This is a genomic window from Bombella favorum, assembly GCF_014048475.1.
GTDB classification, from domain to species: Bacteria; Pseudomonadota; Alphaproteobacteria; order Acetobacterales; family Acetobacteraceae; genus Bombella; species Bombella favorum.
On record NZ_NWUS01000002.1, the window covers coordinates 82,567 to 105,626 of the forward strand.

The window sequence follows — 23,060 nt, forward strand, 5'->3', positions numbered from 1 at the left end:
TATAACGCCCCCTCAGGTAACCAATTGCCGTCTCCATCGTCATAACCGGATTTTCATGTCGTTTCCTTTTCGTGCCTTACGTTCTGCTGTTCTGACAACCGGCCTGCTCGCCACTTTGGGAGGGTGTATGGTCGGGCCGAATTATCACCGGCCAAAAGCGATCATTTCAGCACACTTCAAGGAAGCACCACCTCCGAAAGGCTGGATAAAAGCCAACCCCTCCATGAGCAATATGCCCAAGGGCGATTGGTGGACCGTATTCAACGACCCAACACTGAACCAGCTTGAGGGGGAAGTCAGTCGCTCCAACCAGAGCCTAAAGCAGTACGAAGCACAGTACCGCAAGGCACGGGCCATGATTGACTCCGTACGGGCCAGCCTTTTCCCAACGCTGAACGGCAAATTCGGCTTCAACCGCAACTCTAGCGGTGGCAGGACTATCAGCGGCCTAAATGCGGACCCACACACCTTTGTCAACACGACCAACACGTGGACTATGGGGCCCAATGCCAGCTGGACGATTGACGTCTGGGGTATGATCCGCCGGCAGATTGAACAGCAGGTTAGCTCGACACAGTCCAGCGCTGCCCTGCTGGCCAACATGCGGCTTTCCTACCAGCTAGAACTCGCCACCGATTATATGAACCTGCGCTATCAGGACAGCCTGATCGACCTGTTCACACGCAATGTTGGCCTATATCAGCACAATCTTGAAATTCTCAGCAATCAGCTAGCGGCCGGTGTCGCCGACCCTACGAGCGTGCTGCAGGCCAAATATCAGCTAGAATCAACTCAGGCCAGCCTGGCTAATGCCCATGTGGCTCGTGCTCAGTATGAACATGCCATTGCCGTGCTGATCGGCCGTCCTCCTGCCGATCTAACCATCGCACACGCCCCACTCCCATTCACCCTTCCGCCCATTCCCCAATTTCTACCTTCAGACCTATTGCAGAGACGCCCGGATATCGCCCAGGCAGAGCGGGAAATGGAAGGCTATAATGCCGAAATCGGTTATGAGATCGGCGCATTTTATCCACAAATCAGCATTTCTGCCAGTTACGGCTATAGTGGCAATCCCATCCAACATCTGATCCAGCTAGCCACACGCACATGGTCCCTCGGGGCAGCCGCCAGTGAAACACTCTTTAACGGAGGGGCTCGCTCCGCCGCTGTGCGAGAGGCCGAAGCCGACTACGACAACGCCGTTGCCAATTACAGGCAGGTCGTCCTCAAGGCCCTTCAGGATACAGAGGATCAGCTCTCCAACCTACATTATCTAGGCGATCAGATGACCTACCAGAATCAGGCTGTCGAGAGCGCACAGCGGGCCGTAGAGGTCTCCATGAACGAGTATCTGGCCGGGACACAAATCTATACCACCGTCATCACAGCGCAGCAGACAGCCCTGCAATATGAAGAATCTCGCCTACAGATCCAGCAGCAGCGGCTCAATAGTGTTATTCGCCTCATTACAGATATCGGCGGTGGCTGGGATACCAACCAGCTTCCCAGCAAAGATTCCCTACAGACGGACAATCCTTTCCTGCCCAGCTTTATTCAAAAAGATAAAAACTGATCTCATAAAAAAGGCGCCCCCTTCCTTCTGGAAGAGAGGCGCCTTTTTCCGAGGCAGAATCGCCCGGTGTCTTCAGGAAGCCTGCCGCCCCTGACATGACTTCTTCTTTCGACCCAGAAATGTCCCTACAAAAAAAGCAAATCCAGCCCATCCCCAAGGATGGTCCATTACTAGATCCTCAATTACGTCCTGTACCAGTCCCAGAATCGGGCGGCTTACGTCTTTCAGATTAGAACTCATGGCATTACCTGCTTTTCTATCGGGTACTCTTACCCCGTGAAAAAAGGCCGATGCCTAATGGCACCGACCTTTCCTTTATTCTCCCATTGGAGAAAAAGCTCAAGCAGCTTCCTGTTCTTCTTTCTGAACAGCACCACTATCTTTGCCTTTGGCTTCGACATTGCGGTCGAGCAGCTCGATCACAGCCATGTCAGCGTTATCGCCATAACGCACGCCAGCCTTCAGCACACGGCTGTAGCCGCCTGCACGGCTAGCATAACGCTGGCTCAGCTCGGAGAAGAGCTTGCTGACGATGGCATCGTCACGCAGCTGTGCAAAAGCCTGACGACGTGCGTGCAGCGTGCCACGCTTTGCCAGAGTGATCAGCTTCTCGACAACCGGGCGCAGCTCTTTAGCTTTCGGCAGAGTCGTGGAGATCTGCTCATGCTTGATGAGCGCAACAGCCATGTTGCGGAACATCGCAGCGCGATGAGTGGAGGTGACGCCAAGTTTACGTCCGCTCAGATTATGACGCATGTTGTTTCCCTAATCCTTCTACCCGAACTTCCCAGCCGGGGTTCTTAGAATGTCTCGTCGAGACGCCGGGCCAGATCCTCAATGCTCTCCGGCGGCCAAGCCGGGACATTCATCCCCAGCGAAAGCCCCATGCCTGTGAGCACTTCCTTGATCTCATTCAGCGACTTACGACCAAAATTCGGAGTCCGCAGCATTTCCTGCTCGCTCTTCTGCACGAGATCGCCAATATACACGATATTGTCGTTCTTCAGGCAGTTTGCACTACGCACGGAAAGCTCAAGCTCATCCACCTTACGCAGAAGGTGACGGCTGAACGGCAGATCATCCTGCGGCTCTTCATTCTGAACCGGACGCGGCTCATCAAAGTTGATGAAGAGCTGAAGCTGATCCTGCATGATGCGAGCAGCCAGTGCCAGTGCGTCTTCCGGAGTCACGACTCCGTTTGTCTCGACACTCAGCAGCAGCTTGTCATAGTCGGTGACCTGCCCCACACGGGTCGGCTCCACCTTATAGGAGACACGCTGCACAGGTGAATAAATCGCATCAATGGGGATCAAACCGATTGGCGCATCATCCGGACGGTTAGCAGAGGCAGGGACATACCCCTTGCCCATATTCACCGTGAATTCCATGCCAAGCTTGACATCATCGTCAAGCGTACAGATCACCAGATCCGGATTCATGATCTCGATATCATGGCCCGTCTGAATCTGCCCGGCCTTCACTTCTCCCGGCCCTGTAGCCGTGAGAACCATACGCTTCGGCCCTTCACCATGCATACGCAAAGCAAGCTGCTTAACGTTAAGCACGATGTCGGTCACATCCTCACGCACTCCCGCCACAGACGAGAACTCATGCAGGACTCCGTCAATCTGGATGGCCGTAACGGCAGCACCCTGAAGGGAGGAAAGAAGAATACGGCGCAGAGCATTGCCCATTGTAAGACCAAAACCGCGTTCCAACGGTTCTGCAACAATGGTTGCCATGCGAGAGGGAACCGGGCCGGGCTCGACTTCAAGCTTCTCCGGTTTGATGAGAGACTGCCAATTTTTCTGGAGAACCAAGATCATGGCCTTTCAAACAACGAAGCCCGCCATAGGATGGCGGTGCCAGGCCCGCACTATCGTGCGGTACGAACTCACCAAGGTTAATCTGGCTGCACCATCCATTCGTGACAGCCAGACCTACCAGATTTTTGCGTCCAGTATTAGACGCGGCGACGCTTGCGCGGACGGCAACCGTTATGCGGTACCGGTGTCATGTCGCGGATAGATGTGATCGTGAACCCGACAGCCTGAAGGGCACGCAGTGCGCTCTCACGCCCAGAACCAGGACCGGAAACTTCGATCTCCAGTGTCTCCATGCCGTGCTCACGAGCCTTACGACCCGCATCCTCGGCAGCCACCTGTGCGGCATAGGGAGTGGACTTACGTGAGCCCTTGAAGCCCTGTGCGCCAGAAGAAGACCATGCGATGGCATTGCCCTGGGCATCAGCAATCGTAATCATCGTGTTATTGAAGGTGGAAAGAACGTGAGCAACACCAGAGATGATGTTTTTACGTTCCTTCTTACGGATACGCGGTGCGGCAGCTTTGGCCATAATATGCTTGTCCTACTAAATCTGCGATAGCGTGAAAGAAGCAGCGCCTATTAGCGTGTTGCTTTCTTCTTACCTGCAATGGCAACAGCCTTACCCTTACGGGTGCGGGCGTTGGTATGCGTACGCTGACCACGAACCGGCAGACCACGACGATGACGCAGGCCACGATAGCAGCCAAGGTCCATCAGACGCTTGATGTTCATCGCCGTCTCACGACGGAGATCACCTTCCACACGATAATCGCTGTCGATCAGGTCACGGATCTTCGTCACCTCATCGTCAGACAGCTCATTCACGCGCTTGGCATTGTCAATGCCGAGCTTCTCACAGATAGCCTGTGCGCTCGACGGACCAATGCCATAAACATAGCGCAGACCGATGACCACCCGTTTGTTGGTCGGAATGTTTACGCCGGCAATACGTGCCACGCCAATTCTCCCATCCACACGGCTCACGGCCGTGTTTACAAAAATCTTTGTCTGACCGGACCATGGCCGCTCACCGGCGTCGGTCCCCAGAACGATTCCGCCCCTATTGCTAGGACTGCACGTTCATCTCATGCTGGGCGAATATACTGCCCTGCCAGACAAGTCAAACCATAAAGATCACTTTTCCGTGATCAGCTCATTCATTCAGGAAGCGATCTGATCAAGAAAGGCATCAATTGCCTTCCCGACTGTCTCAACATCCTGCATACCATCAATACGCTTCAAGCGACCATTCTGCTCATAATAAGGCAGAATGGGAGCTGTCTGCTTCCGATACACCTCCAGACGAGCATGGATGACCTCTGGATGATCATCAGCACGCCGGGAACCATCCTCATGCTGACGCTCCGAAAGACGCTTCACCAACGCTTCCTCGTCGACATCAAGAAGAATGACCGCATCAATCTTCAATCCCTGCTCCTTCAGCATGGAATCCAAGACTTCAGCCTGGCTTTCAGTCCGGGGGAAGCCATCAAGGATAACCCCCTCCCCACAATCAGGCTGGGCAATACGGTTCTCGATCATCTGAACAATGATCGGGTCGGGGACAAAATGTCCCTTTGCCATCAGCTCTTTGACCTCAAGGCCAATCGGCGTTTCTGCCTTCACCTCGGCACGCAGCATATCCCCTGTAGAGATCTGCTTCATGCCACGGTTGGCTTCAAGCCGTTTGGCCTGTGTTCCCTTACCCGCACCAGGCGGACCAAGAAGAATAATATTCACCGTACGTTCCTTCTTTCCTTACCGGCCCGGCCACGTGCACCTTTACGACCACGCTGCTTGCGGATTAGCCCCTGATACTGATGCGCCACCAGATGGGACTGTACCTGCGTCACCGTATCAATCGTTACTGACACGATAATGATCAGGCTGGTTCCGCCAAAATAGAACGGCACGTTATATTTATTGATCAGGAACTGCGGCAGCAGACAGACCAAAACCATGTAAGCGGCACCAATGGTCGTCAGCCTTGAAAGAATCCGGTCAAAATAACGCGCCGTATTGGCACCCGGGCGAATACCCGGCACAAAACCACCCTGCTTCCTCAGATTCTCAGCCGTTTCTTCAGGGTTGAAGGTCACAGCTGCATAAAAATAGGAGAAAAAGACAATCATAAGGGCATAAAACGCCATATAAAGCGGCTGCCCTTGAGAGAGCCACTGCCCAATATGCCCCAAGAATCCACCATTATTATGCATGAATCCAGAAAGCGTCGCTGGCACCAGCAACACTGATGACGCAAAGATTGGCGGAATGACGCCCGCAGTATTAACCTTCAACGGCATATGTGTGGAATCACCGCCGTAGATGCGGTTACCAACCTGCCGCTTGGGATACTGGATTACGACACGCCGTTGTGCCTGCTCCATAAACACAATGAAGGCAATAACCAGAAGCGCCAGCAGCAGAAAGACCACTACAAAAATCGGGGACAACGCACCAGTACGCCCCAACTCCAGCAGGCTGCCCAAAGCATGAGGCAGATTAGCTACAATACCCGAGAAAATGATCAGGGAAATCCCGTTACCAATCCCACGAGAAGTAATCTGCTCGCCTAGCCACATCAGAAACAATGTGCCTGTCACCAGCATCACAACGTAAGAGACGAGGAAACTCGGCCCCGGTGAGATGACCGCACTCAACCCTGCATTGGTATGCAGGCTGCTCAGCCCCATAGCAAAACCATAGGCCTGCACAATAGCAATCAGAACCGTCAGATAACGGGTATACTGGTTCAGCTTTTTCCGCCCACTCTCCCCTTCTTTCTTCAACGCTTCCATAGAAGGTAGCGCCGTAGAAAGAAGCTGGATGATAATGGAGGCACTGATATAGGGCATGATGTTAAGGGCAAAAATCGTCATGCGCCCCAAAGCACCGCCCGTGAACATGTCAAACATGCCCAGGATACCGCCCTGATGTTCCCCGACCAGCTGTCCCAGCACGGAGGCATCAATACCCGGAACCGGGATGAACGTTCCCAGTCGATAAACAATCAACGCACCTAGCGTAAACCAGATCCGTTTTTTCAGCTCCGTCGCCTTCGCAAAGGCACCCATATTCAGGTTACCGGCCAGCTGTTCTGCGGCAGAAGCCATCTCCCCGTCCTTTCATGAAAACAGCGTCGCCGCACATAGTACGGGACGCTGTTCACTAGTTCACCATCGTCCCAGCAAGCCGGGCAGGACAGGCTCAAGCTTCAGCCTGAGCATCCTTTTTCACAGCAAGAACCTTCACAGAGCCACCGGCTTTTTCCACTGCAGCCACGGCAGCAGCAGAAGCACCAGAGACCTCAAAGTTCACACCCTGAGACAGTTCACCCTTTGCCAGAAGACGCACACCAGCAACCTTACGGCTACCAACCAGACCTGCCTGGTAAAGTGCTTCTTCCGTCACAGGAGCAGACGCAGAAAGCTTACCAGCTTCCAGAGCCTTGCTCACTGCACCGATATTGACCGCAGCATATTCCTTACGGAAAATGTTGACGAAGCCACGCTTCGGCATACGGCGATAAATCGGCAGCTGACCACCCTCAAAGCCATTGATGGACACACCGGAGCGTGCCTTCTGACCCTTGTGACCCTTGCCGGAGGTCTTACCCTTTCCGGAACCGATACCACGACCGAGACGCTTCTTGCGATAGCGAGCCCCAGCGTTATCACGCAATTCATTCAGGTTCATATCAACCCTCCACCTTCACCAGGTGGGACACCTTGCGGATCATGCCACGGACAGAAGAGGTATCTTCCAGCTCACGGCTGGAGCCGATGCCACGAAGACCCAGCCCCTTCACCGTTTCCGCCTGACCCGGTTTGGAACCGATCACAGAAGCGATCTGCGTCACCCGGATTGTCTTGCCTTTTGTCTCAGACATTGGCAGCCTCCGTCTCTGACTGCTCACGACGTCCGAACAGCTCGAATGTCTTCTTGCCACGGCGAGCCGCAACCTGACGCGGGCTGCTTGCACGCTCAAGGGCGTTAAAAGCAGCTTTGATCATGTTATGCGGGTTCCGGGTTCCAAGGCTCTTAGCGACAACGTCACTGATGCCCAGGCTCTCGAAGACAGCGCGGATCGGACCACCAGCGATGATCCCCGTACCAGCCTCAGCTGCACGCACAACAACCTCACCAGCACCGAAGTGGCCCACTGCATCATGATGCAGGGTGCGACCCTCCTTCATCGGTACACGGATCATATTGCGGCGAGCACGCTCGGTTGCCTTACGAATGGCTTCCGGCACCTCACGGGCCTTACCAGCACCGTAACCAACGCGGCCCTTCTGATCGCCCACGACGACCAGAGCAGCGAAGGCAAAACGCCGACCACCCTTAACAACCTTGGCGACACGGTTGATGGTTACCAGCTTATCAACCAGCTCATCACCCTGCTCGCGCTCACGACCACCACGGCCGCCTTCTCTTGGCTCACGTGCCATGTGTGATCCTCCTTAGAAAGACAGCCCGCCCTCACGGGCAGCCTCTGCCAGGGCTTTCACCCGGCCATGATAGAGATAGGAGCCACGGTCGAACACGACTTCCTTGACCCCAGCCTTGACAGCGCGCTCAGCCACCAGCTTACCAATAACGGTAGCTGCTGCGATGTCCGCACCCGTTTTGCCGGCTTCACGAACAGTCTTCTCAAGCGTAGAGGCGCTGGCCAGCGTAATGCCACGGGCATCGTCGATGACCTGGACATGGATATTCTTGCTGGAACGGAAGACCGACAACCGCGGCCGGCCGCCGCTCTTGCGACGAAGCTGGAAACGCAGCCGCTTGCGGCGGCGTTCCTGCAATCCTTGCAGCGATGCCATTACTTCTTCTTACCTTCTTTCTGACGCAGAACTTCGGTCTCATAACGGACACCCTTGCCCTTATAAGGCTCGGGCTTACGGAAGCTGCGGATATCCAGAGCCACCTGACCAACGCGCTGCTTGTCGTTACCGTCAACCAGAATGGCTGTCGGACGGGGGGTCGTGATTTTCACATCAGACGGGATCGGGTAGACCACATCATGAGAGAAACCAAGGTTCATGACCAGATTGGAACCCTGAACAGCAGCACGGAAACCCGTACCCTGAATCTCAAGCCCTTTCTGGAAACCTTCAGAAACACCCTTGATCATGTTGGCGAACACCGCACGGGATGTCCCCCACATCGTCCAGCTCTTATTGGTACGACCACCCAGTGGAGACACGGTAACTTTGCCATCGGCAATCTTCACATCAACATGAGAAGACACCGGCACACTCAGTTCACCGCGCTTACCCTTAACGCAGAACATACCGTCTTTAACAGCTGCTTCCACGCCTGCGGGGAGGTCAATAGGATACTTACCTACGCGAGACATATTCCCTCCTTAGAAGACGCGGCAGAGGATCTCGCCACCAACATTGGCAGCCCGAGCCTCAACGTCTGAAAGAACACCACGCGGCGTGGAAAGGATGGAAACACCCAGACCAGCATAAACACGGGGCAGCTCTTTAATTTTGGAGTACACACGGCGACCTGGACGGGATACACGATGAATCTCGCGGATCACAGGCTGGCCATCAGCGTACTTCAGCTCGATGCGGAACTGGGAAATGCCCTTACGGACTTCCTCGGTCGTATAACCGCGGATATATCCTTCGCGCTTCAGTGCTTCCAGAACACTTGCACGCAATTTGGACGCCGGAGCAACGCAGGCAGCATGGCGGGCACGCTGAGCGTTACGGACCCGGGTGAGCATATCACCCAAAGGATCAGACATAGACATTCAGACTACCCTTTTACCAGCTGGACTTGACCATGCCGGGGATCTGCCCCGTAGAAGCAAGGTCACGCAAAGCAATACGGCACAGTTCAAACTTACGGTAGTTCCCACGGGGACGACCAGTCAGTTTGCAACGCAGACGCACGCGAGTCTGGGACCCATTGCGCGGCAGCTTGGCCAGTTTCAGTGTCGCTTCGAAGCGCTCCTCCATGGAGAGAGAGCGGTTCTTGATAGTATTTTTGAGAGCGGTCCGCTTTTCATGGTCACGCTGCGCCATAGCAGCACGACGATTATTACGGTTCACCGCAGAGACTTTCGCCATCTCGAATCTTCTCCCGGAACCTGTCAGGCCTATCCCGACGGTTTTCCAATCACCGGACTTGTAACGGAAACTCCCCCCTCATGTGAAGGGGGAAAGTCCACTTTTCCGTGATTGATACGAAAAATTGTCGCTCAGGACACGAACGGCAGATCAAATGCCTTCAGAAGAGCCTTAGCTTCTTCATCAGTCTTTGCCGTTGTCACAAAGATGATGTCCATACCACGGATGGCATCAACTCTGTCATAATCAATTTCCGGGAACACAATCTGCTCTTTCAGGCCCATGGCAAAATTGCCACGACCATCAAAGCCCTTGTTCGCCGGAAGACCACGGAAGTCACGGATACGCGGCATAGCGATCGTCACCAGACGATCCAAAAACTCGTACATACGAGCCTTACGCAGCGTTACCTTACAACCGATCGGCAGTCCTTCACGAATACGGAAACCCGCAACAGCCTTACGTGCCACAGTCTTGACAGGCTTCTGACCAGAAATCAGAGCCATCTCTTCAACAGCAGCATCCAGCTTTTTCTGATCAGCAGCAGCTTCACCGACACCCATATTCAAGACAATCTTCTCGAGCTTGGGAATCTGCATGTCGCTCTTATACCCGAACTGCTCACGCAGCTTAGCGCGGAGCTTGTCCTGATATTCCTGCTGCAGACGGGGCAGAACGGCATTCTTATTATCGCTCATCGTTCGCTCCTCAGCCTTCGATCACTTCGCCGGTCACCTTGGCGACACGAACCTTGCGACCATCTTCCAGAACACGGAAACCAACACGAGTCGGTTTACCACTCTTCGGGTCGATCAGCTTCAGATTGGACAGATGAATCGGCATCTCACGCTCGATGATGCCGCCACCCTCGCCCATGCGGTTTGGCTTTGTATGGCGCTTGGCAACAGCCACGCCACGTACAACAGCCTTTTCCACCTTCGGCAGGACAGAAAGAACTTCCCCACGCACACCGCGGGAACGTCCTGTCAGGACCAGAACCTGATCACCTTTTTTGATACGTGCAGCCATTACAGCACCTCCGGAGCCAGGGAGATGATCTTCATGAACTTGCGGGCACGCAGCTCACGAACAACCGGGCCAAAGATACGCGTACCAATCGGCTCCTGCTGCTTATTCAGCAGGACAGCAGCGTTCCGATCAAAGCGGATGGCAGAGCCATCAGCACGGCGCACCGGATAAGATGTACGAACAATGACGGCCTGATGGACATCACCCTTCTTCACCTTACCACGGGGAATTGCTTCCTTGACGGATACGACAATGATGTCGCCGACCGAGGCAGTCTTCCTCTTGGAGCCACCCAGCACCTTAATGCACTGCACCCGACGTGCGCCGGAGTTGTCAGCTACGTCAAGGTTGGTCTCGGGATGAATCATCTGTCTACCCCCTTATGCGCCGACAGAAGACGAGGCTGCCTCAGCAACATCGACTCCATTGCGGGAAATGACCGTCCACGTCTTACGCTTGGAAAGGGGTGCGCACTCAACGATGCGAACCACATCACCAATCTTGCATGCATTGGCATCATCATGCGCTGCATACTTTTTGGAACGGCGGATAAACTTCTTGTAGAGCGGGTGCATCACACGACGATCAACAAGAACGGTAACCGTCTTGTCCATCTTATCGCTTGTCACTCGCCCTGTCAGGACGCGCCTTGGCATCGTCCGTCTCCTCTCAGGACTTAGCGGCGGACGTTTTTGCGCCCGCACGGTTCTTCGACTGGGTCAGCAGTGTCTTGATACGAGCGACAGCACGACGCACGATCTTAACACGGCTGGTGTTCTCGGACTGGCCTGTAGCCGCAGAGAAACGCTGGTTAATCTGCTCACGCTTCAGATCAATCAGGAGAGCCTTGAGCTCATCCTCACTCTTTGCGCGCAGCTCAGCAACCTTATAGGTCGTCTCAGCCATTCTCAAGCCTCCCCGATACGCTGAATGAACTTGGTCTTAATCGGCAGCTTTGCAGCAGCCAAGCTAAGGGCCAAGCGAGCAACCTCCGGTGGCACCCCTTCGATTTCGAAGAGGATGCGGCCCGGCTTCACGCGGGCTGCCCAATACTCGGGGTTACCTTTACCGGAACCCATACGCACTTCTGCAGGCTTTGTCGAGACCGGAGTGTCCGGAAAAATCCGAATCCAGACGCGACCAGCACGCTTCATCGCACGTGTAATGGCACGACGGGAGGCCTCAATCTGGCGAGCCGTAATACGCTCCGGCTCCAGAGCCTTCAGACCATACGCACCAAAATTCAGCTGCGTACCGCCCTTGGCCATCCCATGAATACGGCCCTTGTGGGCCTTACGAAACTTTGTCCGCTTTGGAGAAAGCATGATTTTCTATCCTCACATCAAGCACCTCGGATAAAGAACGGGGGATAAACCCCCGCCTTTTAACGCTGAGGAGCCTGCTCCGCAGCACGACGGTCCTGAGCCATCGGATCGTGAGCCAGGATCTCACCTTTGAAGATCCAGACCTTCACGCCACAGGAACCGTAAGTGGTGTGCGCTGTAGAAGTCCCATAATCAATGTCGGCACGCAGTGTATGCAGCGGTACACGACCTTCGCGATACTGCTCGTCACGAGCAATCTCAGCGCCACCAAGACGACCGCTGCAGGTCACGCGGATACCCTGGGCACCCAGACGCATAGCAGACTGAATGGAGCGCTTCATAGCCCGACGGAAAGCAACACGACGCTCCAGCTGCTGGGCGATGTTGTCAGCCACCAGAGTCGCATCGATTTCCGGCTTACGGATCTCGACGATATTCAGAGCGACATCAGCTTTAGCCATGGCACTAAGGGTCTTGCGCAGAGCGTCAATGTCCTGCCCCTTCTTACCAATAATGACACCAGGACGTGCCGCATAGATCGTCACGCGAGGCTTCTTGGCGGGGCGCTCGATAACCACACGGGAAACACCAGCACCAGAAAGCTTCTTACGCAGGAACGCACGCAGCTTAAGGTCTTCATGGAGCAGACGGGCATAATCCCCGCCTGCATACCAGCGACTGTCCCACGTACGATTGACACCGAGCCGCAGCCCGATCGGATTAACCTTATGTCCCATAGATCAGGCTGCCTTCTGCTCTTTGGAGTTCTTGCCGGCCTTGGGGGCTTCTTCAGCCTCGGCACGCTCAGCAACAACAATCTTCAGGTGGCTGAAAAACTTCTCAACACGAGCAGAACGGCCACGGCCACGTGCATGGAAGCGTTTCATCACGATGGACTTGCCGACCTCAGCAGTTTTCACCACCAGCTTGTCAACATCAAGCTGATGATTATTCTCTGCATTGGCCACGGCACTCTCAAGAGCCTTCTTGACCTGCTGGGCAATGCGGCGACGTGAGAACGTCAGTGCAGCAATGGCCTTATCAGCCGGCTGGTTGCGGATCGTAGCAGCAACCAGATTCAGCTTACGCGGGCTAACACGAATATTACGGGCAACAGCCTGCGCTTCGGTATCAGCCAGGGTACGGATATGCTTAGGCTTACTCATACTCAGCCTCGCTTCGACTTCTTATCGGAACCATGACCGGTATAAGTACGGGTGGGTGAGAACTCACCGAACTTATGACCAACCATATGCTCCGTTACCTGCACAGGCAGGAACTTCTGACCATTATAGACGCCGAACGTCAGCCCGACGAACTGCGGCAGGATGGTGGAACGACGAGACCAAATCTTGATCACCTCATTCCGGCCCGATGCACGAGCCTTCTCAGCCTTACCAAACAGATACCCGTCGACGAACGGGCCTTTCCAGACGGAACGTGCCATCTTCTATGCCCCTCTCTTACTTGCCGGTTTTACGACGACGGATAATCAGGCTGTCCGTCTTCTTGTTGGTACGGGTCTTGTAGCCCTTGGTTGGCACACCCCACGGGGTGACAGGGTGACGACCACCAGAGGTACGTCCCTCACCACCACCATGTGGATGGTCAACAGGGTTCATGACCACACCACGGTTATGCGGACGACGGCCCATCCAACGGCGGCGACCAGCTTTACCGAAATGCTGGTTCATGTTGTCTGGGTTAGAAACCGCACCAACAGTTGCCATGCATTCAGCGCGCACGATGCGCAGCTCACCGGACTGCAGCTTAATCTGTGCGTAGCCAGCATCCTTACCCACGAGCTGGGCATAATTACCAGCAGAACGAGCAAGCTTGCCACCAGCACCGGGCTTCAGCTCGATGTTATGAATGATCGTACCAACCGGCATAGAGGCCAGCGGCATCGCATTACCCGGACGGACGTCAGCATGATGGGAAGCAACTACGCGGTCACCAGCCTTCACACGCTGCGGAGCCAGAATATAGGCCAGCTCACCATCTTCATAACGCACCAGTGCAATGAAGGCTGTACGATTGGGGTCATATTCCAGACGTTCAACCGTACCGACAACATCGAACTTGCGGCGTTTAAAATCAACATAACGGTAAGACTGCTTGTGCCCGCCACCACGGAAGCGCACAGTTGTACGCCCGTAGTTATTACGACCACCAGTTTTGTTCTTACCTTCCGTAAGCTGCTTGACGGGCTTGCCCTTCCAGAGCTCGCTCCGATCAATCAGCACGGTTCCACGAGTGCTTGGTGTCGTGGGATTAAAGTGCTTCAATGCCATGGTATCTTACCCCGCGCCTCAACCAAGCTTCGCTGTAAGGTCAATTGACTGACCCTCAGCAAGCTGGACATACGCCTTCTTGATGTCAGAACGGCGACCTGGACGACCTTTGACACGCTTTGTCTTACCCTTCTGGATCAGGGTGCTGACACCAGCAACCTTCACATTGAAGAGTTTCTCAACAGCGACCTTGATCTGCGGCTTCGTTGCTTCCAGTGCCACCTTGAACACAACCTGGTTCTTTTCAGAAGCCATGGTTGCCTTTTCAGTGATCAGCGGCGCACGCAGCACATCAAACAGAGCTTCCTGAGACAGACCAGCAGCCGCCTTACGTGCATTCAGAACTGTTTTCGTTGTCATGCCAGACGCTCCTTGAGACCCTCAAGAGCAGCTTGGGTAATCACCAGCACGTCATGCTTGAGAATATCATAAACATTTGCCCCGATCGTGGGCAGGAGATCAATCTTGGGCAGATTGGCAATCGCACGAGCAAAGGGCTGATCTGCCACCTGATCCACGATCAGAGCAGAAGAGCAACCAAGTGCCTTCAAACGAGCTGCAGCCTCACGAGTCTTCTCGACGCCAGCCAGATCCTTCAGAATGATCAGCTTGCCATCGGCAGCCTTCTGAGAAACAGCAGAACGCAAGCCAAGACGACGCACCTTCTTAGGCAGATCGAAGCCATGATCACGCACGACGGGACCATGAACAACACCACCAGTACGGAACTGCGGCGCTCTCAGAGAACCCTGACGGGCGGAGCCTGTTCCCTTCTGACGGTAGGGCTTCTTGGTTGTGCCCGAAACGACACCCCTACCCAGTGTTGCGTGTGTACCAGCGCGACGTTTGGCAAGCTGCCAGTTCACGACGCGGGCCATGATGTCCTTGCGGGGAACAATCCCGAAAATCTCTTTCGGCAGTGCGACTTTGCCGTCACTCCCGTTTTCGAGGGTTTTGATATCGTATTCCATATCCCTCACCCGGCGGCCTCAACGGTCGCTGCCGGATATGGCGCGTCCGCATTGCGGGCCTTCTTGATTGCATCGCGAACCAGAACAACACTGTTCTTGGCACCTGGGATAGCACCGCGCACCATAATCAGGTTGCGCTCTTCATCCACAGCAGCAATTTCGAGGTTTTGTGTTGTCACACGCTTGTCACCAAGGTGACCAGCCATCTTCTTGCCCTTAAAGACCTTACCAGGATCCTGGCGCTGACCTGTAGAGCCGTGAGAACGGTGACTGATGGACACACCGTGTGTGGCTTCAAGCCCGGCAAAGTTGTGGCGCTTCATAACGCCAGCAAAACCTTTACCCTTACTCCGGCCTGTGACGTCCACCTTCTGACCAACCACAAAATGGGCAGCAGAAAGCTTCGTACCCGGCTCCAAAACGGCATCTTCTGCCACACGGAACTCGGCCAGTTTCTTCTTAGGCTCAACCTTCACACGGGCAAAATGCCCACGGTTCGCTTTCGTGACGTGCTTGGCCTTTGCAGCCCCCATACCGAGCTGGATAGCCGTATAGCCATCACGCTCCTGTGTACGGGCATCCACAACCTCGACATTATCAAGGTGCAGCACCGTCACCGGCACATGTGTGCCGTCTTCTTTAAAGAGCCGGGTCATCCCCAGCTTTTTTGCAATCAATCCGGTACGCATCGTCTGGACCTTAGAGTTTAATCTCGACATCTACGCCAGCGGCGAGATCGAGCTTCATGAGGGCGTCCACGGTCTGCGGGGTCGGCTCGACAATGTCGAGCAGCCGACGGTGAGTTCTCATCTCGAACTGTTCGCGGCTCTTCTTATCCACATGCGGTGAACGATTCACAGTAAACCGGGCAATATGCGTCGGCAGGGGGATAGGCCCCCGAACCCGCGCACCCGTACGCTTCGCCGTATTGACGATCTCTTTCGTGCTATTGTCCAGCACGCGATGATCATACGCTTTAAGGCGAATGCGGATGTTCTGGTCGTCCATGATTTCACTTCATCCTTAATAAACCGGATGCCGTCCTACTGCATTTCTTTCAGAAATGGAACCCCGGCCGAAGAAAATTCGACCGGGGCCCCACATTCTAAAGCCAGCAGGGACTTAGGCGCTGATGGAAGCCACCACGCCGGCACCCACTGTACGGCCACCTTCACGAATAGCGAAGCGGAGACCTTCGTCCATGGCGATCGGAGCGATCAGCTCGACATCCATGGTTGCGTTATCACCCGGCATCACCATTTCGGTGCCTTCCGGCAGAGTCACAACACCAGTCACGTCCGTTGTACGGAAGTAGAACTGCGGACGATAGTTAGTGAAGAACGGTGTATGACGGCCACCCTCTTCCTTCGTCAGGATGTAGGCCTCAGCCTTGAACTTGCTGTGCGGGGTGATGGTGCCCGGCTTTGCCAGAACCTGACCACGCTCAACATCTTCACGCTTCGTACCACGCAGCAGAGCACCGATGTTATCACCAGCCTCACCACGATCCAGCAGCTTACGGAACATTTCAACGCCCGTAACTGTTGTCTTGACAGTGGCACGCAGACCAACGATCTCGACTTCGTCACCAACGTTGACTTCACCACGCTCAACACGGCCGGTCACAACCGTACCACGGCCGGAGATGGAGAACACGTCCTCGATCGGCATCAGGAACGGACGGTCAACCGGACGCTCCGGCTGCGGGATGTAGCTATCAACAGCCTTCATCAGCTCAAGGATAGCTTCCTTACCCTGCGCCGGGTTGCCATCTTCCAGAACGGCAAGAGCAGAACCCTTGACGATGGGGATATCGTCGCCCGGGAAGTCATAGGAGGACAGAAGCTCACGAACTTCCATCTCCACCAGTTCCAGCAGCTCCGGATCATCAACCTGGTCAACCTTGTTCAGGAAGACCACCAGAGCCGGCACACCGACCTGACGAGCCAGCAGGATGTGCTCACGCGTCTGCGGCATCGGGCCGTCAGCAGCGGACACAACCAGGATGGCACCATCCATCTGGGCGGCACCGGTGATCATGTTCTTCACATAGTCAGCGTGGCCGGGGCAGTCCACGTGAGCATAGTGACGGTTTTCCGTCTCGTACTCAACGTGAGCTGTGGAAATCGTAATACCACGAGCGCGCTCTTCAGGAGCCTTATCGATCTGGTCGTAGGCACTGAAGGTTGCACCACCGGTCTCGGCCAGTGTCTTTGTGATTGCAGCCGTCAGCGTGGTCTTACCATGGTCAACGTGACCAATCGTGCCGATGTTAACATGCGGCTTATTACGCTCAAATTTAGCCTTTGCCATCGTCTCTCTCCAAAACCTTGGCCCGGCAAGGGCCAAAGGTATGACTGAAACTTCATGCTGGCCATTCTGGAAATCAGAAAATGGCCAGAAGCCCTACTGCCGGTAAAATTACCAGCGATAATGGCTGAATGCCTTGTTGGCTTCAGCCATACGGTGCGTGTCTTCCCGTTTCTTGACGGCTGCACCACGGTTATTCACCGCGTCCATCAACTCATTGGAAAGACGGTCCTGCATGGTGTTCTCACCACGCTTGCGGGACGCCTCAATCAGCCAGCGAATAGCCAGCGCCTGACGACGTTCTGCACGAACCTCTACCGGAACCTGATAGGTCGCACCACCAACACGGCGGGAACGAACCTCAACAGCCGGCTTTACGTTATCCAACGCTGAGTGGAACATTGCCACCGGGTCAGCAGAGGACCCGCCACGCTTACGTAGCACTTCCAGTGCTCCATAAACGATACGCTCAGCAGTAGATTTCTTACCATCATACATCAACGCATTCATAAAACGCGTAATGACGGCATCTCCGAATTTTGGATCGGGAAGGATCTCACGCTTAACAGCGCGATGACGGCGACTCATTCCAAATACCCCTTATTTCGGCCGCTTGGCGCCATACAGCGAACGGCGCTGACGGCGTTTTGCGATACCCTGCGTATCCAGCACACCACGAAGAATGTGGTAACGCACACCGGGAAGATCCTTCACGCGACCACCGCGGATAAGAACGACACTATGTTCCTGAAGGTTGTGGCCTTCACCAGGAATATAGCTCACCACCTCATACCCGTTGGTCAGGCGCACCTTGGCGACCTTACGCAGGGCGGAGTTCGGTTTTTTCGGCGTTACAGTATAAACACGTGTGCAAACACCACGCTTCTGCGGACATCCCTGCAGAGCAGGAACCTTGTTCCGCTTCGCGGCCGGCTCCCGGCCCTTTGCGATCAACTGGTTGATGGTCGGCATGCGCCCTTCCCAATCCTTGTCCATATGCTGGCAGGGAGTATCCCTGCCACGACATTCCGTTCTAACCGACACGCGGCTGAACCGCCTGTCTTCGCACGATTGCACAGAAGAAAGGAAAGAATCTTCCCTCCTCCAAAGCTACTTGCCTCTGGACTTAACCTTTTTTTCTAAGAAACAAAAGTAGTACCAGATGCTATTTTTTATTCTGGGACGATTCCTTCACCTTAATAGGCGGGAACTGTCTAAGGCGCGGACCCTAAGTGGGCTTGCCCCAAGAGTCAAGCCTCTCCGCTTTCGCAGAGAGGCTTAACCACCAGAATTCCTTACTCAGCAGCGTCTTCTACCTCAGCCGGCCCCTTGTTAAGGCGAGCTGGGGCTTCATCCACTGCGAGATTACGCAGACGCCGCATGGCTCCCCCCGTCCCTGCCGGGATGAGACGACCCACGATCACGTTCTCCTTGAGACCACCCAGTGTGTCGATTCTACCAGATGTGGCAGCATCGGTAAGCACACGTGTGGTCTCCTGGAAGGACGCTGCGGAGATGAAAGACTGCGTCTGCAGGGATGCCTTTGTGATGCCCTGAAGGATTGGCATGGCCTTGGCTGGCTCACGCCCCTGCTCCAGCAGCATCCGGCTGTCCCGCTCAAACTCAATCCGGTCGACAGTCTCACCAATAAGGTAAGTAGAGTCACCCGGCTCCAGAATTTCCACCTTCTGCAGCATTTGACGAACAATCACTTCGATGTGCTTGTCGTTAATCTTCACACCCTGCAGACGATAGACGTCCTGAATCTCGTTAACGAGGTAGTCCGACAGGGCCTCCATACCCATGACCTTGAGAATATCATGCGGCACACGAGGACCATCCACAAGCGGATCACCCTTCTGAACAAAGTCACCTTCCTGCACGGAAATATGCTTGCCCTTAGGAATGAGATAATCCGTCCTTTCACCCGTCTCGTCATTATGCACGATAACACAACGCTTCGACTTATAGTCCTTACCGAACTCGATGCGGCCATCACCTTCGGCAATGATCGCATGATCCTTCGGACGACGAGCTTCGAACAGCTCGGCCACACGTGGCAGACCACCGGTAATATCACGCGTCTTGGAACCCTCACGCGGAATACGTGCCAGCACGTCACCCGCATGGACCACAGCCCCGTTCTCCACAGACAGAATACTATCAGGAGACAGGAAGTAACGAGCCTCGTTACCATTGGCCAGACGGACCACGTTACCATCAGCATCCTTAAGCTGCAGGCGAGGACGCAGATCCACACCCTTAGCAGCCTGCTTATAGTCCACGACCACGCGTGAGGTCAGACCAGTCACCTCGTCAACCCGCTCAACCAGCGTAATACTGTCGATCAGATCCTGATACTCGACTGTACCGGCCTGCTCGGTGATGATCGGCAATGTGTACGGATCCCACTCTGCCATCTTATCACCACGCTTGACCTCCTGCCCTTCGGCCACCATCAGGCGGGCACCGTAAGGCACACGGTAACGGGCTTTCTCCGCACCGGTCTCGTCAATAAGCAGAATCTCACAGTTCCGGGACATAACCACAGGAACATTCTGGGAGTTCTGAACGACGTTACGGTTACGGATGGTCACCTTACCATCACGGAAGGCTTCGACCATGGACTGTTCAGCACCACGGGTCGCCGCACCACCAATATGGAAGGTACGCATCGTCAGCTGTGTACCCGGCTCACCGATGGACTGAGCAGCGATAACGCCAACAGCCTCACCAATATTAACCGGCGTACCACGCGCCAGATCACGGCCATAGCAATGGGCGCAGATGCCAGCCTTGCTATCACAGGTCAGAACGGAGCGAATCTCAACCGCTTCGATTCCGGCCCCTTCGAGCAGTTCGACATCAGCCTCATCCAGAAGGCGATTCCGGGGAAGCAGCTTCTCACCCGTCATCGGATGGAAAGCATCCTGAGACAGGGTACGCCCCAGAGCACGCTCTGCAAGGGAGGCTACGACCTCACCACTATCCGTCACAGCCCGGACAACCAGACCACGCTCGCTGCCACAGTCTGTTTCGGTGATAATGCAATCCTGCGCCACATCCACCAAACGGCGTGTCAGGTAACCGGAGTTAGCCGTCTTCAGCGCCGTATCGGCAAGCCCCTTACGGGCACCATGGCTGGATGTGAAGTAATCAAGAACCGACAGGCCTTCTTTAAAGTTGGCCACAATCGGCTGCTCGATAATCTCACCAGATGGCTTCACCATCAGGCCACGCATACCGGCCAGCTGTTTCATCTGAGCCGGTGACCCACGGGCCCCGGAGTGACTCATCATCCAAACAGAGTTGGTCGGCTTACCCGGTACCTGCTTGGAGATCTCCTTAAGCATGGCCGCCTGCACTTCATCCGTACAACGGGACCAAGCATCCACCACCTTGTTATAGCGCTCGCCAGCGGTAATCAGACCTTCCTGATACTGCTGCTCAAACTCTTTAACCTCTTCCGTGGTCTTGTTCACCAAAGTGGTCTTTTCGGCCGGAACGATCATGTCGTCCTTACCGAAGGAGATACCAGCCTTAGCAGCATGACGGAAACCGAGAGCCATGAGACGATCACAGAAAATAACCGCCTCTTTCTGCCCACAATGACGATACACAGTATCAATCACATCGGACACCAGCTTCTTTGTCAGCTGACGGTTAATCAGACTGAACGGAACGGCCGGATGCTTCGGCAGAATCTGGGCGATCAGGGCACGTCCCGGTGTTGTCAGAATTGTCTGACGAACCGGCTTACCGTCCTCATCCTGAGCATCCAGACGCAGACGAATCTTATCATGCAGCTTCAGGGCATTGGACAGCAGAGCAGCTTCAATTTCCGCAACTGCCGCATAGGCAGGCGGAGCCGCCTTAATGACCTTGCCATCCTTGATCTCGGCTTCATCCGGCGTGAGGCGATATTCAGGCACCTCAAGGCTCAGATAATACAGACCAAGCACGATATCCTGAGACGGCACAATGATCGGCTTACCATTGGCCGGGCTGAGGATGTTGTTAGTGGACATCATCAGCACGCGGGCTTCCAGCTGGGCTTCCAGCGAAAGCGGCACATGCACAGCCATCTGATCACCGTCAAAGTCCGCATTAAAGGCGGTGCAGACCAGCGGATGCAGCTGAATAGCCTTACCTTCCACGAGGCTAGGCTCAAACGCCTGAATGCCCAGACGGTGCAGGGTCGGCGCACGGTTCAGCATTACCGGATGCTCACGGATGACCTCTTCAAGGATATCCCAAACTTCCGGACGCTCTTTCTCGACCATCCGCTTTGCAGCCTTGATGGTCGTGGCGTGACCGTACTTCTCCAGCTTGGAATAGATGAACGGCTTGAACAGCTCCAGCGCCATCTTCTTGGGAAGACCACACTGATGCAGCTTCAGCTCCGGCCCCACCACAATCACGGAACGACCAGAATAGTCCACACGCTTACCGAGCAGGTTCTGACGGAAGCGGCCCTGCTTCCCCTTCAGCATATCGGAAAGAGATTTCAGCGGACGTTTATTGGCACCGGTGATTGCACGACCACGACGACCATTGTCGAACAGCGCATCAACAGCTTCCTGCAGCATACGCTTTTCGTTACGGACAATAATATCCGGCGCACGCAGTTCGATCAGCCGCTTCAGACGGTTGTTACGGTTGATGACACGGCGATACAGGTCGTTGAGGTCGGACGTAGCAAAACGGCCACCATCCAGCGGCACAAGCGGGCGCAGTTCCGGCGGGATCACGGGCACGATGTCCATGATCATCCATTCCGGACGAGCGCCACTCTCTACGAAGGACTCGACCATCTTAAGACGCTTGACTAGCTTCTTGCGGGCCGCTTCGGATGTCGCCTTGCGCAATTTCTTGCGCATGATCGTCTTTTCCGAATCGCCTTCCATCACCTCGGCGTCGTAGTCGAACGGATCCGGCTCACCACGCTCACGGGCGGCACGGCTCAGCTCGGCTTCCTGTGCGTTCGGCAGACCCCAGTCATAGCTGGACAGCGCACGCTTGATCACCTCAGCGCCAATGCCAACATCCAGACCATCATCAGCGAACTCATCCATCAGCTCTTCGCAGCGGATTTCATCCAACAGATACTGGTCACGACGCTTGCCGTGCTTGTAGGATTCGACCTGATCAGATTCACAGACGCCCTTGTCGAGCACCAAGAACTTCTCGAAATACAGAACCGGCTCAACATCCTTGAGCGGCAGGTCCAGCATCGTGGCGATACGGCTCGGCAGAGACTTCAGGAACCAGATATGAGCAACCGGTGAAGCAAGGTCGATGTGCCCCATCCGCTCGCGGCGGACCTTGGCCAGCGTCACCTCGACACCGCACTTCTCACAGACGATCCCACGGAACTTCATCCGCTTGTACTTACCGCAGAGGCACTCATAGTCCTTGGTCGGACCAAAGATCCGAGCACAGAAGAGACCATCACGCTCCGGCTTGAAGGTACGATAGTTGATCGTTTCCGGTTTTTTGATCTCGCCATAAGACCATGACCGAATCTGCTCGCTAGAAGCAAGCAGGATTCGAATCTGGTCAAATGTGCCTGACTGACCAGACTGACCGAGAATCTTCATGAGTTCGTTCATTTGCCGAAACCCCACTGTGCCGGACGG

Annotated in this window: 32 protein-coding genes; 1 reads left to right on the top strand and 31 read right to left on the bottom strand. The window is 54.9% G+C overall.

What is annotated here, in order from left to right:
* Window positions 1–55 precede the first annotated feature (55 nt).
* Window positions 56–1,576: an efflux transporter outer membrane subunit gene (locus CPA57_RS05585; protein ID WP_182081900.1), complete on the top strand. Its 1,521-nt coding sequence runs from the start codon at window positions 56–58 to the stop codon at window positions 1,574–1,576.
* A 339-nt stretch (window positions 1,577–1,915) separates the two neighbouring features.
* Here the strand turns inward: CPA57_RS05585 and rplQ are convergent, their stop codons facing one another.
* From rplQ to rpoC, 31 genes are all read right to left on the bottom strand, one after another.
* Window positions 1,916–2,332 (bottom strand): 50S ribosomal protein L17, encoded by a 417-nt coding sequence (rplQ, locus tag CPA57_RS05590; protein ID WP_077396247.1) that lies wholly within the window; start codon window positions 2,330–2,332, stop codon window positions 1,916–1,918.
* Window positions 2,333–2,376: 44 nt separating this feature from the next.
* Entirely contained in the window at window positions 2,377–3,396 is a 1,020-nt protein-coding gene (locus tag CPA57_RS05595) for a DNA-directed RNA polymerase subunit alpha (RefSeq protein ID WP_182082086.1), read from the bottom strand.
* Window positions 3,397–3,539: 143 nt separating this feature from the next.
* Window positions 3,540–3,932 carry a 30S ribosomal protein S11 gene (gene rpsK, locus CPA57_RS05600; RefSeq protein WP_043557862.1) on the bottom strand — a complete coding sequence of 131 codons (393 nt, stop codon included), beginning with the start codon at window positions 3,930–3,932 and terminating at the stop codon, window positions 3,540–3,542.
* A gap of 50 nt (window positions 3,933–3,982) precedes the next feature.
* Complete coding sequence (gene rpsM / locus CPA57_RS05605) at window positions 3,983–4,360, bottom strand: 30S ribosomal protein S13 (protein WP_043558318.1); 378 nt, start codon at window positions 4,358–4,360, stop codon at window positions 3,983–3,985.
* 204 nt (window positions 4,361–4,564) lie between these two features.
* Window positions 4,565–5,143: an adenylate kinase gene (locus CPA57_RS05610; RefSeq protein WP_182081901.1), complete on the bottom strand. Its 579-nt coding sequence runs from the start codon at window positions 5,141–5,143 to the stop codon at window positions 4,565–4,567.
* Window positions 5,140–6,516 carry a preprotein translocase subunit SecY gene (gene secY / locus CPA57_RS05615; RefSeq protein ID WP_182081902.1) on the bottom strand — a complete coding sequence of 459 codons (1,377 nt, stop codon included), beginning with the start codon at window positions 6,514–6,516 and terminating at the stop codon, window positions 5,140–5,142. The genes CPA57_RS05610 and secY overlap by 4 nt, the downstream gene beginning before the upstream one ends.
* Window positions 6,517–6,610: 94 nt before the next feature.
* Window positions 6,611–7,099 carry a 50S ribosomal protein L15 gene (gene rplO / locus CPA57_RS05620; protein ID WP_077396244.1) on the bottom strand — a complete coding sequence of 163 codons (489 nt, stop codon included), beginning with the start codon at window positions 7,097–7,099 and terminating at the stop codon, window positions 6,611–6,613.
* 1 nt (window position 7,100) lies between these two features.
* Entirely contained in the window at window positions 7,101–7,292 is a 192-nt protein-coding gene (rpmD, locus tag CPA57_RS05625) for a 50S ribosomal protein L30 (RefSeq protein WP_077396243.1), read from the bottom strand.
* A complete protein-coding gene (gene rpsE, locus CPA57_RS05630) occupies window positions 7,285–7,854 on the bottom strand; it encodes a 30S ribosomal protein S5 (RefSeq protein ID WP_043557855.1) in 570 nt (189 codons plus the stop codon). The genes rpmD and rpsE overlap by 8 nt, the downstream gene beginning before the upstream one ends.
* Window positions 7,855–7,866: 12 nt before the next feature.
* Entirely contained in the window at window positions 7,867–8,229 is a 363-nt protein-coding gene (gene rplR, locus CPA57_RS05635; RefSeq protein ID WP_077396242.1) for a 50S ribosomal protein L18, read from the bottom strand.
* A complete protein-coding gene (gene rplF / locus CPA57_RS05640) occupies window positions 8,229–8,765 on the bottom strand; it encodes a 50S ribosomal protein L6 (RefSeq protein ID WP_182081903.1) in 537 nt (178 codons plus the stop codon). The genes rplR and rplF overlap by 1 nt, the downstream gene beginning before the upstream one ends.
* 9 nt (window positions 8,766–8,774) lie before the next feature.
* A complete protein-coding gene (gene rpsH / locus CPA57_RS05645; protein WP_077396240.1) occupies window positions 8,775–9,173 on the bottom strand; it encodes a 30S ribosomal protein S8 in 399 nt (132 codons plus the stop codon).
* Window positions 9,174–9,186: 13 nt separating this feature from the next.
* Window positions 9,187–9,492, bottom strand: a complete 306-nt coding sequence (rpsN, locus tag CPA57_RS05650) for a 30S ribosomal protein S14 (protein ID WP_077396239.1) — start codon at window positions 9,490–9,492, stop codon at window positions 9,187–9,189.
* A 131-nt stretch (window positions 9,493–9,623) separates the two neighbouring features.
* Window positions 9,624–10,190, bottom strand: a complete 567-nt coding sequence (gene rplE, locus CPA57_RS05655; protein WP_077396238.1) for a 50S ribosomal protein L5 — start codon at window positions 10,188–10,190, stop codon at window positions 9,624–9,626.
* 10 nt (window positions 10,191–10,200) lie between these two features.
* On the bottom strand, window positions 10,201–10,521 hold the full coding sequence (gene rplX / locus CPA57_RS05660; RefSeq protein WP_077396237.1) for a 50S ribosomal protein L24: 321 nt from the start codon (window positions 10,519–10,521) through the stop codon (window positions 10,201–10,203).
* Window positions 10,521–10,889 carry a 50S ribosomal protein L14 gene (gene rplN / locus CPA57_RS05665; RefSeq protein ID WP_043557844.1) on the bottom strand — a complete coding sequence of 123 codons (369 nt, stop codon included), beginning with the start codon at window positions 10,887–10,889 and terminating at the stop codon, window positions 10,521–10,523. The genes rplX and rplN overlap by 1 nt, the downstream gene beginning before the upstream one ends.
* 12 nt (window positions 10,890–10,901) lie before the next feature.
* Window positions 10,902–11,177, bottom strand: coding sequence for a 30S ribosomal protein S17 (gene rpsQ, locus CPA57_RS05670; RefSeq protein WP_077396236.1), 276 nt, complete (start codon window positions 11,175–11,177; stop codon window positions 10,902–10,904).
* 13 nt (window positions 11,178–11,190) lie between these two features.
* Window positions 11,191–11,427 carry a 50S ribosomal protein L29 gene (gene rpmC, locus CPA57_RS05675; protein WP_077396235.1) on the bottom strand — a complete coding sequence of 79 codons (237 nt, stop codon included), beginning with the start codon at window positions 11,425–11,427 and terminating at the stop codon, window positions 11,191–11,193.
* A 2-nt stretch (window positions 11,428–11,429) separates the two neighbouring features.
* On the bottom strand, window positions 11,430–11,846 hold the full coding sequence (gene rplP, locus CPA57_RS05680) for a 50S ribosomal protein L16 (protein WP_043557840.1): 417 nt from the start codon (window positions 11,844–11,846) through the stop codon (window positions 11,430–11,432).
* 59 nt (window positions 11,847–11,905) lie between these two features.
* Window positions 11,906–12,583: a 30S ribosomal protein S3 gene (gene rpsC, locus CPA57_RS05685; protein ID WP_077396234.1), complete on the bottom strand. Its 678-nt coding sequence runs from the start codon at window positions 12,581–12,583 to the stop codon at window positions 11,906–11,908.
* A 3-nt stretch (window positions 12,584–12,586) separates the two neighbouring features.
* A complete protein-coding gene (rplV, locus tag CPA57_RS05690) occupies window positions 12,587–13,012 on the bottom strand; it encodes a 50S ribosomal protein L22 (protein ID WP_077396233.1) in 426 nt (141 codons plus the stop codon).
* 2 nt (window positions 13,013–13,014) lie between these two features.
* Window positions 13,015–13,293 carry a 30S ribosomal protein S19 gene (rpsS, locus tag CPA57_RS05695; protein ID WP_043557836.1) on the bottom strand — a complete coding sequence of 93 codons (279 nt, stop codon included), beginning with the start codon at window positions 13,291–13,293 and terminating at the stop codon, window positions 13,015–13,017.
* Between the two features lie 16 nt (window positions 13,294–13,309).
* Window positions 13,310–14,140: a 50S ribosomal protein L2 gene (rplB, locus tag CPA57_RS05700; protein WP_077396232.1), complete on the bottom strand. Its 831-nt coding sequence runs from the start codon at window positions 14,138–14,140 to the stop codon at window positions 13,310–13,312.
* A gap of 18 nt (window positions 14,141–14,158) precedes the next feature.
* Window positions 14,159–14,455 carry a 50S ribosomal protein L23 gene (locus tag CPA57_RS05705; RefSeq protein ID WP_181005181.1) on the bottom strand — a complete coding sequence of 99 codons (297 nt, stop codon included), beginning with the start codon at window positions 14,453–14,455 and terminating at the stop codon, window positions 14,159–14,161.
* Between the two features lie 41 nt (window positions 14,456–14,496).
* On the bottom strand, window positions 14,497–15,111 hold the full coding sequence (gene rplD / locus CPA57_RS05710) for a 50S ribosomal protein L4 (protein ID WP_077396231.1): 615 nt from the start codon (window positions 15,109–15,111) through the stop codon (window positions 14,497–14,499).
* A gap of 5 nt (window positions 15,112–15,116) precedes the next feature.
* Window positions 15,117–15,800 carry a 50S ribosomal protein L3 gene (rplC, locus tag CPA57_RS05715; protein WP_077396230.1) on the bottom strand — a complete coding sequence of 228 codons (684 nt, stop codon included), beginning with the start codon at window positions 15,798–15,800 and terminating at the stop codon, window positions 15,117–15,119.
* 10 nt (window positions 15,801–15,810) lie between these two features.
* A complete protein-coding gene (gene rpsJ / locus CPA57_RS05720; RefSeq protein ID WP_018980179.1) occupies window positions 15,811–16,119 on the bottom strand; it encodes a 30S ribosomal protein S10 in 309 nt (102 codons plus the stop codon).
* Between the two features lie 114 nt (window positions 16,120–16,233).
* A complete protein-coding gene (tuf, locus tag CPA57_RS05725; RefSeq protein ID WP_182081904.1) occupies window positions 16,234–17,424 on the bottom strand; it encodes an elongation factor Tu in 1,191 nt (396 codons plus the stop codon).
* 108 nt (window positions 17,425–17,532) lie between these two features.
* Window positions 17,533–18,009: a 30S ribosomal protein S7 gene (gene rpsG, locus CPA57_RS05730; protein WP_043557827.1), complete on the bottom strand. Its 477-nt coding sequence runs from the start codon at window positions 18,007–18,009 to the stop codon at window positions 17,533–17,535.
* A 12-nt stretch (window positions 18,010–18,021) separates the two neighbouring features.
* Window positions 18,022–18,393: a 30S ribosomal protein S12 gene (gene rpsL / locus CPA57_RS05735; RefSeq protein WP_023979007.1), complete on the bottom strand. Its 372-nt coding sequence runs from the start codon at window positions 18,391–18,393 to the stop codon at window positions 18,022–18,024.
* Window positions 18,394–18,716: 323 nt separating this feature from the next.
* Window positions 18,717–23,033 (bottom strand): DNA-directed RNA polymerase subunit beta', encoded by a 4,317-nt coding sequence (gene rpoC, locus CPA57_RS05740; RefSeq protein WP_182081905.1) that lies wholly within the window; start codon window positions 23,031–23,033, stop codon window positions 18,717–18,719.
* Between the last annotated feature and the right edge of the window lie 27 nt (window positions 23,034–23,060).

Bases quoted from the DNA above. Each gene is read 5' to 3' on its own strand.
- CPA57_RS05585 (WP_182081900.1), top strand. From the start codon at position 56: ATGTCGTTTCCTTTTCGTGCCTTACGTTCTGCTGTTCTGACAACCGGC.
- rplQ (WP_077396247.1), bottom strand. From the start codon at position 2,332: ATGCGTCATAATCTGAGCGGACGTAAACTTGGCGTCACCTCCACTCAT.
- rpsK (WP_043557862.1), bottom strand. From the start codon at position 3,932: ATGGCCAAAGCTGCCGCACCGCGTATCCGTAAGAAGGAACGTAAAAAC.
- secY (WP_182081902.1), bottom strand. From the start codon at position 6,516: ATGGCTTCTGCCGCAGAACAGCTGGCCGGTAACCTGAATATGGGTGCC.
- rplO (WP_077396244.1), bottom strand. From the start codon at position 7,099: ATGAACCTGAATGAATTGCGTGATAACGCTGGGGCTCGCTATCGCAAG.
- rpmD (WP_077396243.1), bottom strand. From the start codon at position 7,292: ATGTCTGAGACAAAAGGCAAGACAATCCGGGTGACGCAGATCGCTTCT.
- rpsE (WP_043557855.1), bottom strand. From the start codon at position 7,854: ATGGCACGTGAGCCAAGAGAAGGCGGCCGTGGTGGTCGTGAGCGCGAG.
- rplR (WP_077396242.1), bottom strand. From the start codon at position 8,229: ATGGCATCGCTGCAAGGATTGCAGGAACGCCGCCGCAAGCGGCTGCGT.
- rplF (WP_182081903.1), bottom strand. From the start codon at position 8,765: ATGTCTCGCGTAGGTAAGTATCCTATTGACCTCCCCGCAGGCGTGGAA.
- rpsH (WP_077396240.1), bottom strand. From the start codon at position 9,173: ATGTCTATGTCTGATCCTTTGGGTGATATGCTCACCCGGGTCCGTAAC.
- rpsN (WP_077396239.1), bottom strand. From the start codon at position 9,492: ATGGCGAAAGTCTCTGCGGTGAACCGTAATAATCGTCGTGCTGCTATG.
- rplE (WP_077396238.1), bottom strand. From the start codon at position 10,190: ATGAGCGATAATAAGAATGCCGTTCTGCCCCGTCTGCAGCAGGAATAT.
- rplX (WP_077396237.1), bottom strand. From the start codon at position 10,521: ATGGCTGCACGTATCAAAAAAGGTGATCAGGTTCTGGTCCTGACAGGA.
- rplN (WP_043557844.1), bottom strand. From the start codon at position 10,889: ATGATTCATCCCGAGACCAACCTTGACGTAGCTGACAACTCCGGCGCA.
- rpsQ (WP_077396236.1), bottom strand. From the start codon at position 11,177: ATGCCAAGGCGCGTCCTGACAGGGCGAGTGACAAGCGATAAGATGGAC.
- rpmC (WP_077396235.1), bottom strand. From the start codon at position 11,427: ATGGCTGAGACGACCTATAAGGTTGCTGAGCTGCGCGCAAAGAGTGAG.
- rplP (WP_043557840.1), bottom strand. From the start codon at position 11,846: ATGCTTTCTCCAAAGCGGACAAAGTTTCGTAAGGCCCACAAGGGCCGT.
- rpsC (WP_077396234.1), bottom strand. From the start codon at position 12,583: ATGGGACATAAGGTTAATCCGATCGGGCTGCGGCTCGGTGTCAATCGT.
- rplV (WP_077396233.1), bottom strand. From the start codon at position 13,012: ATGAGTAAGCCTAAGCATATCCGTACCCTGGCTGATACCGAAGCGCAG.
- rpsS (WP_043557836.1), bottom strand. From the start codon at position 13,293: ATGGCACGTTCCGTCTGGAAAGGCCCGTTCGTCGACGGGTATCTGTTT.
- rplB (WP_077396232.1), bottom strand. From the start codon at position 14,140: ATGGCATTGAAGCACTTTAATCCCACGACACCAAGCACTCGTGGAACC.
- rplD (WP_077396231.1), bottom strand. From the start codon at position 15,111: ATGGAATACGATATCAAAACCCTCGAAAACGGGAGTGACGGCAAAGTC.
- rplC (WP_077396230.1), bottom strand. From the start codon at position 15,800: ATGCGTACCGGATTGATTGCAAAAAAGCTGGGGATGACCCGGCTCTTT.
- rpsJ (WP_018980179.1), bottom strand. From the start codon at position 16,119: ATGGACGACCAGAACATCCGCATTCGCCTTAAAGCGTATGATCATCGC.
- tuf (WP_182081904.1), bottom strand. From the start codon at position 17,424: ATGGCAAAGGCTAAATTTGAGCGTAATAAGCCGCATGTTAACATCGGC.
- rpsG (WP_043557827.1), bottom strand. From the start codon at position 18,009: ATGAGTCGCCGTCATCGCGCTGTTAAGCGTGAGATCCTTCCCGATCCA.
- rpsL (WP_023979007.1), bottom strand. From the start codon at position 18,393: ATGCCGACCATCAACCAGTTGATCGCAAAGGGCCGGGAGCCGGCCGCG.
- rpoC (WP_182081905.1), bottom strand. From the start codon at position 23,033: ATGAACGAACTCATGAAGATTCTCGGTCAGTCTGGTCAGTCAGGCACA.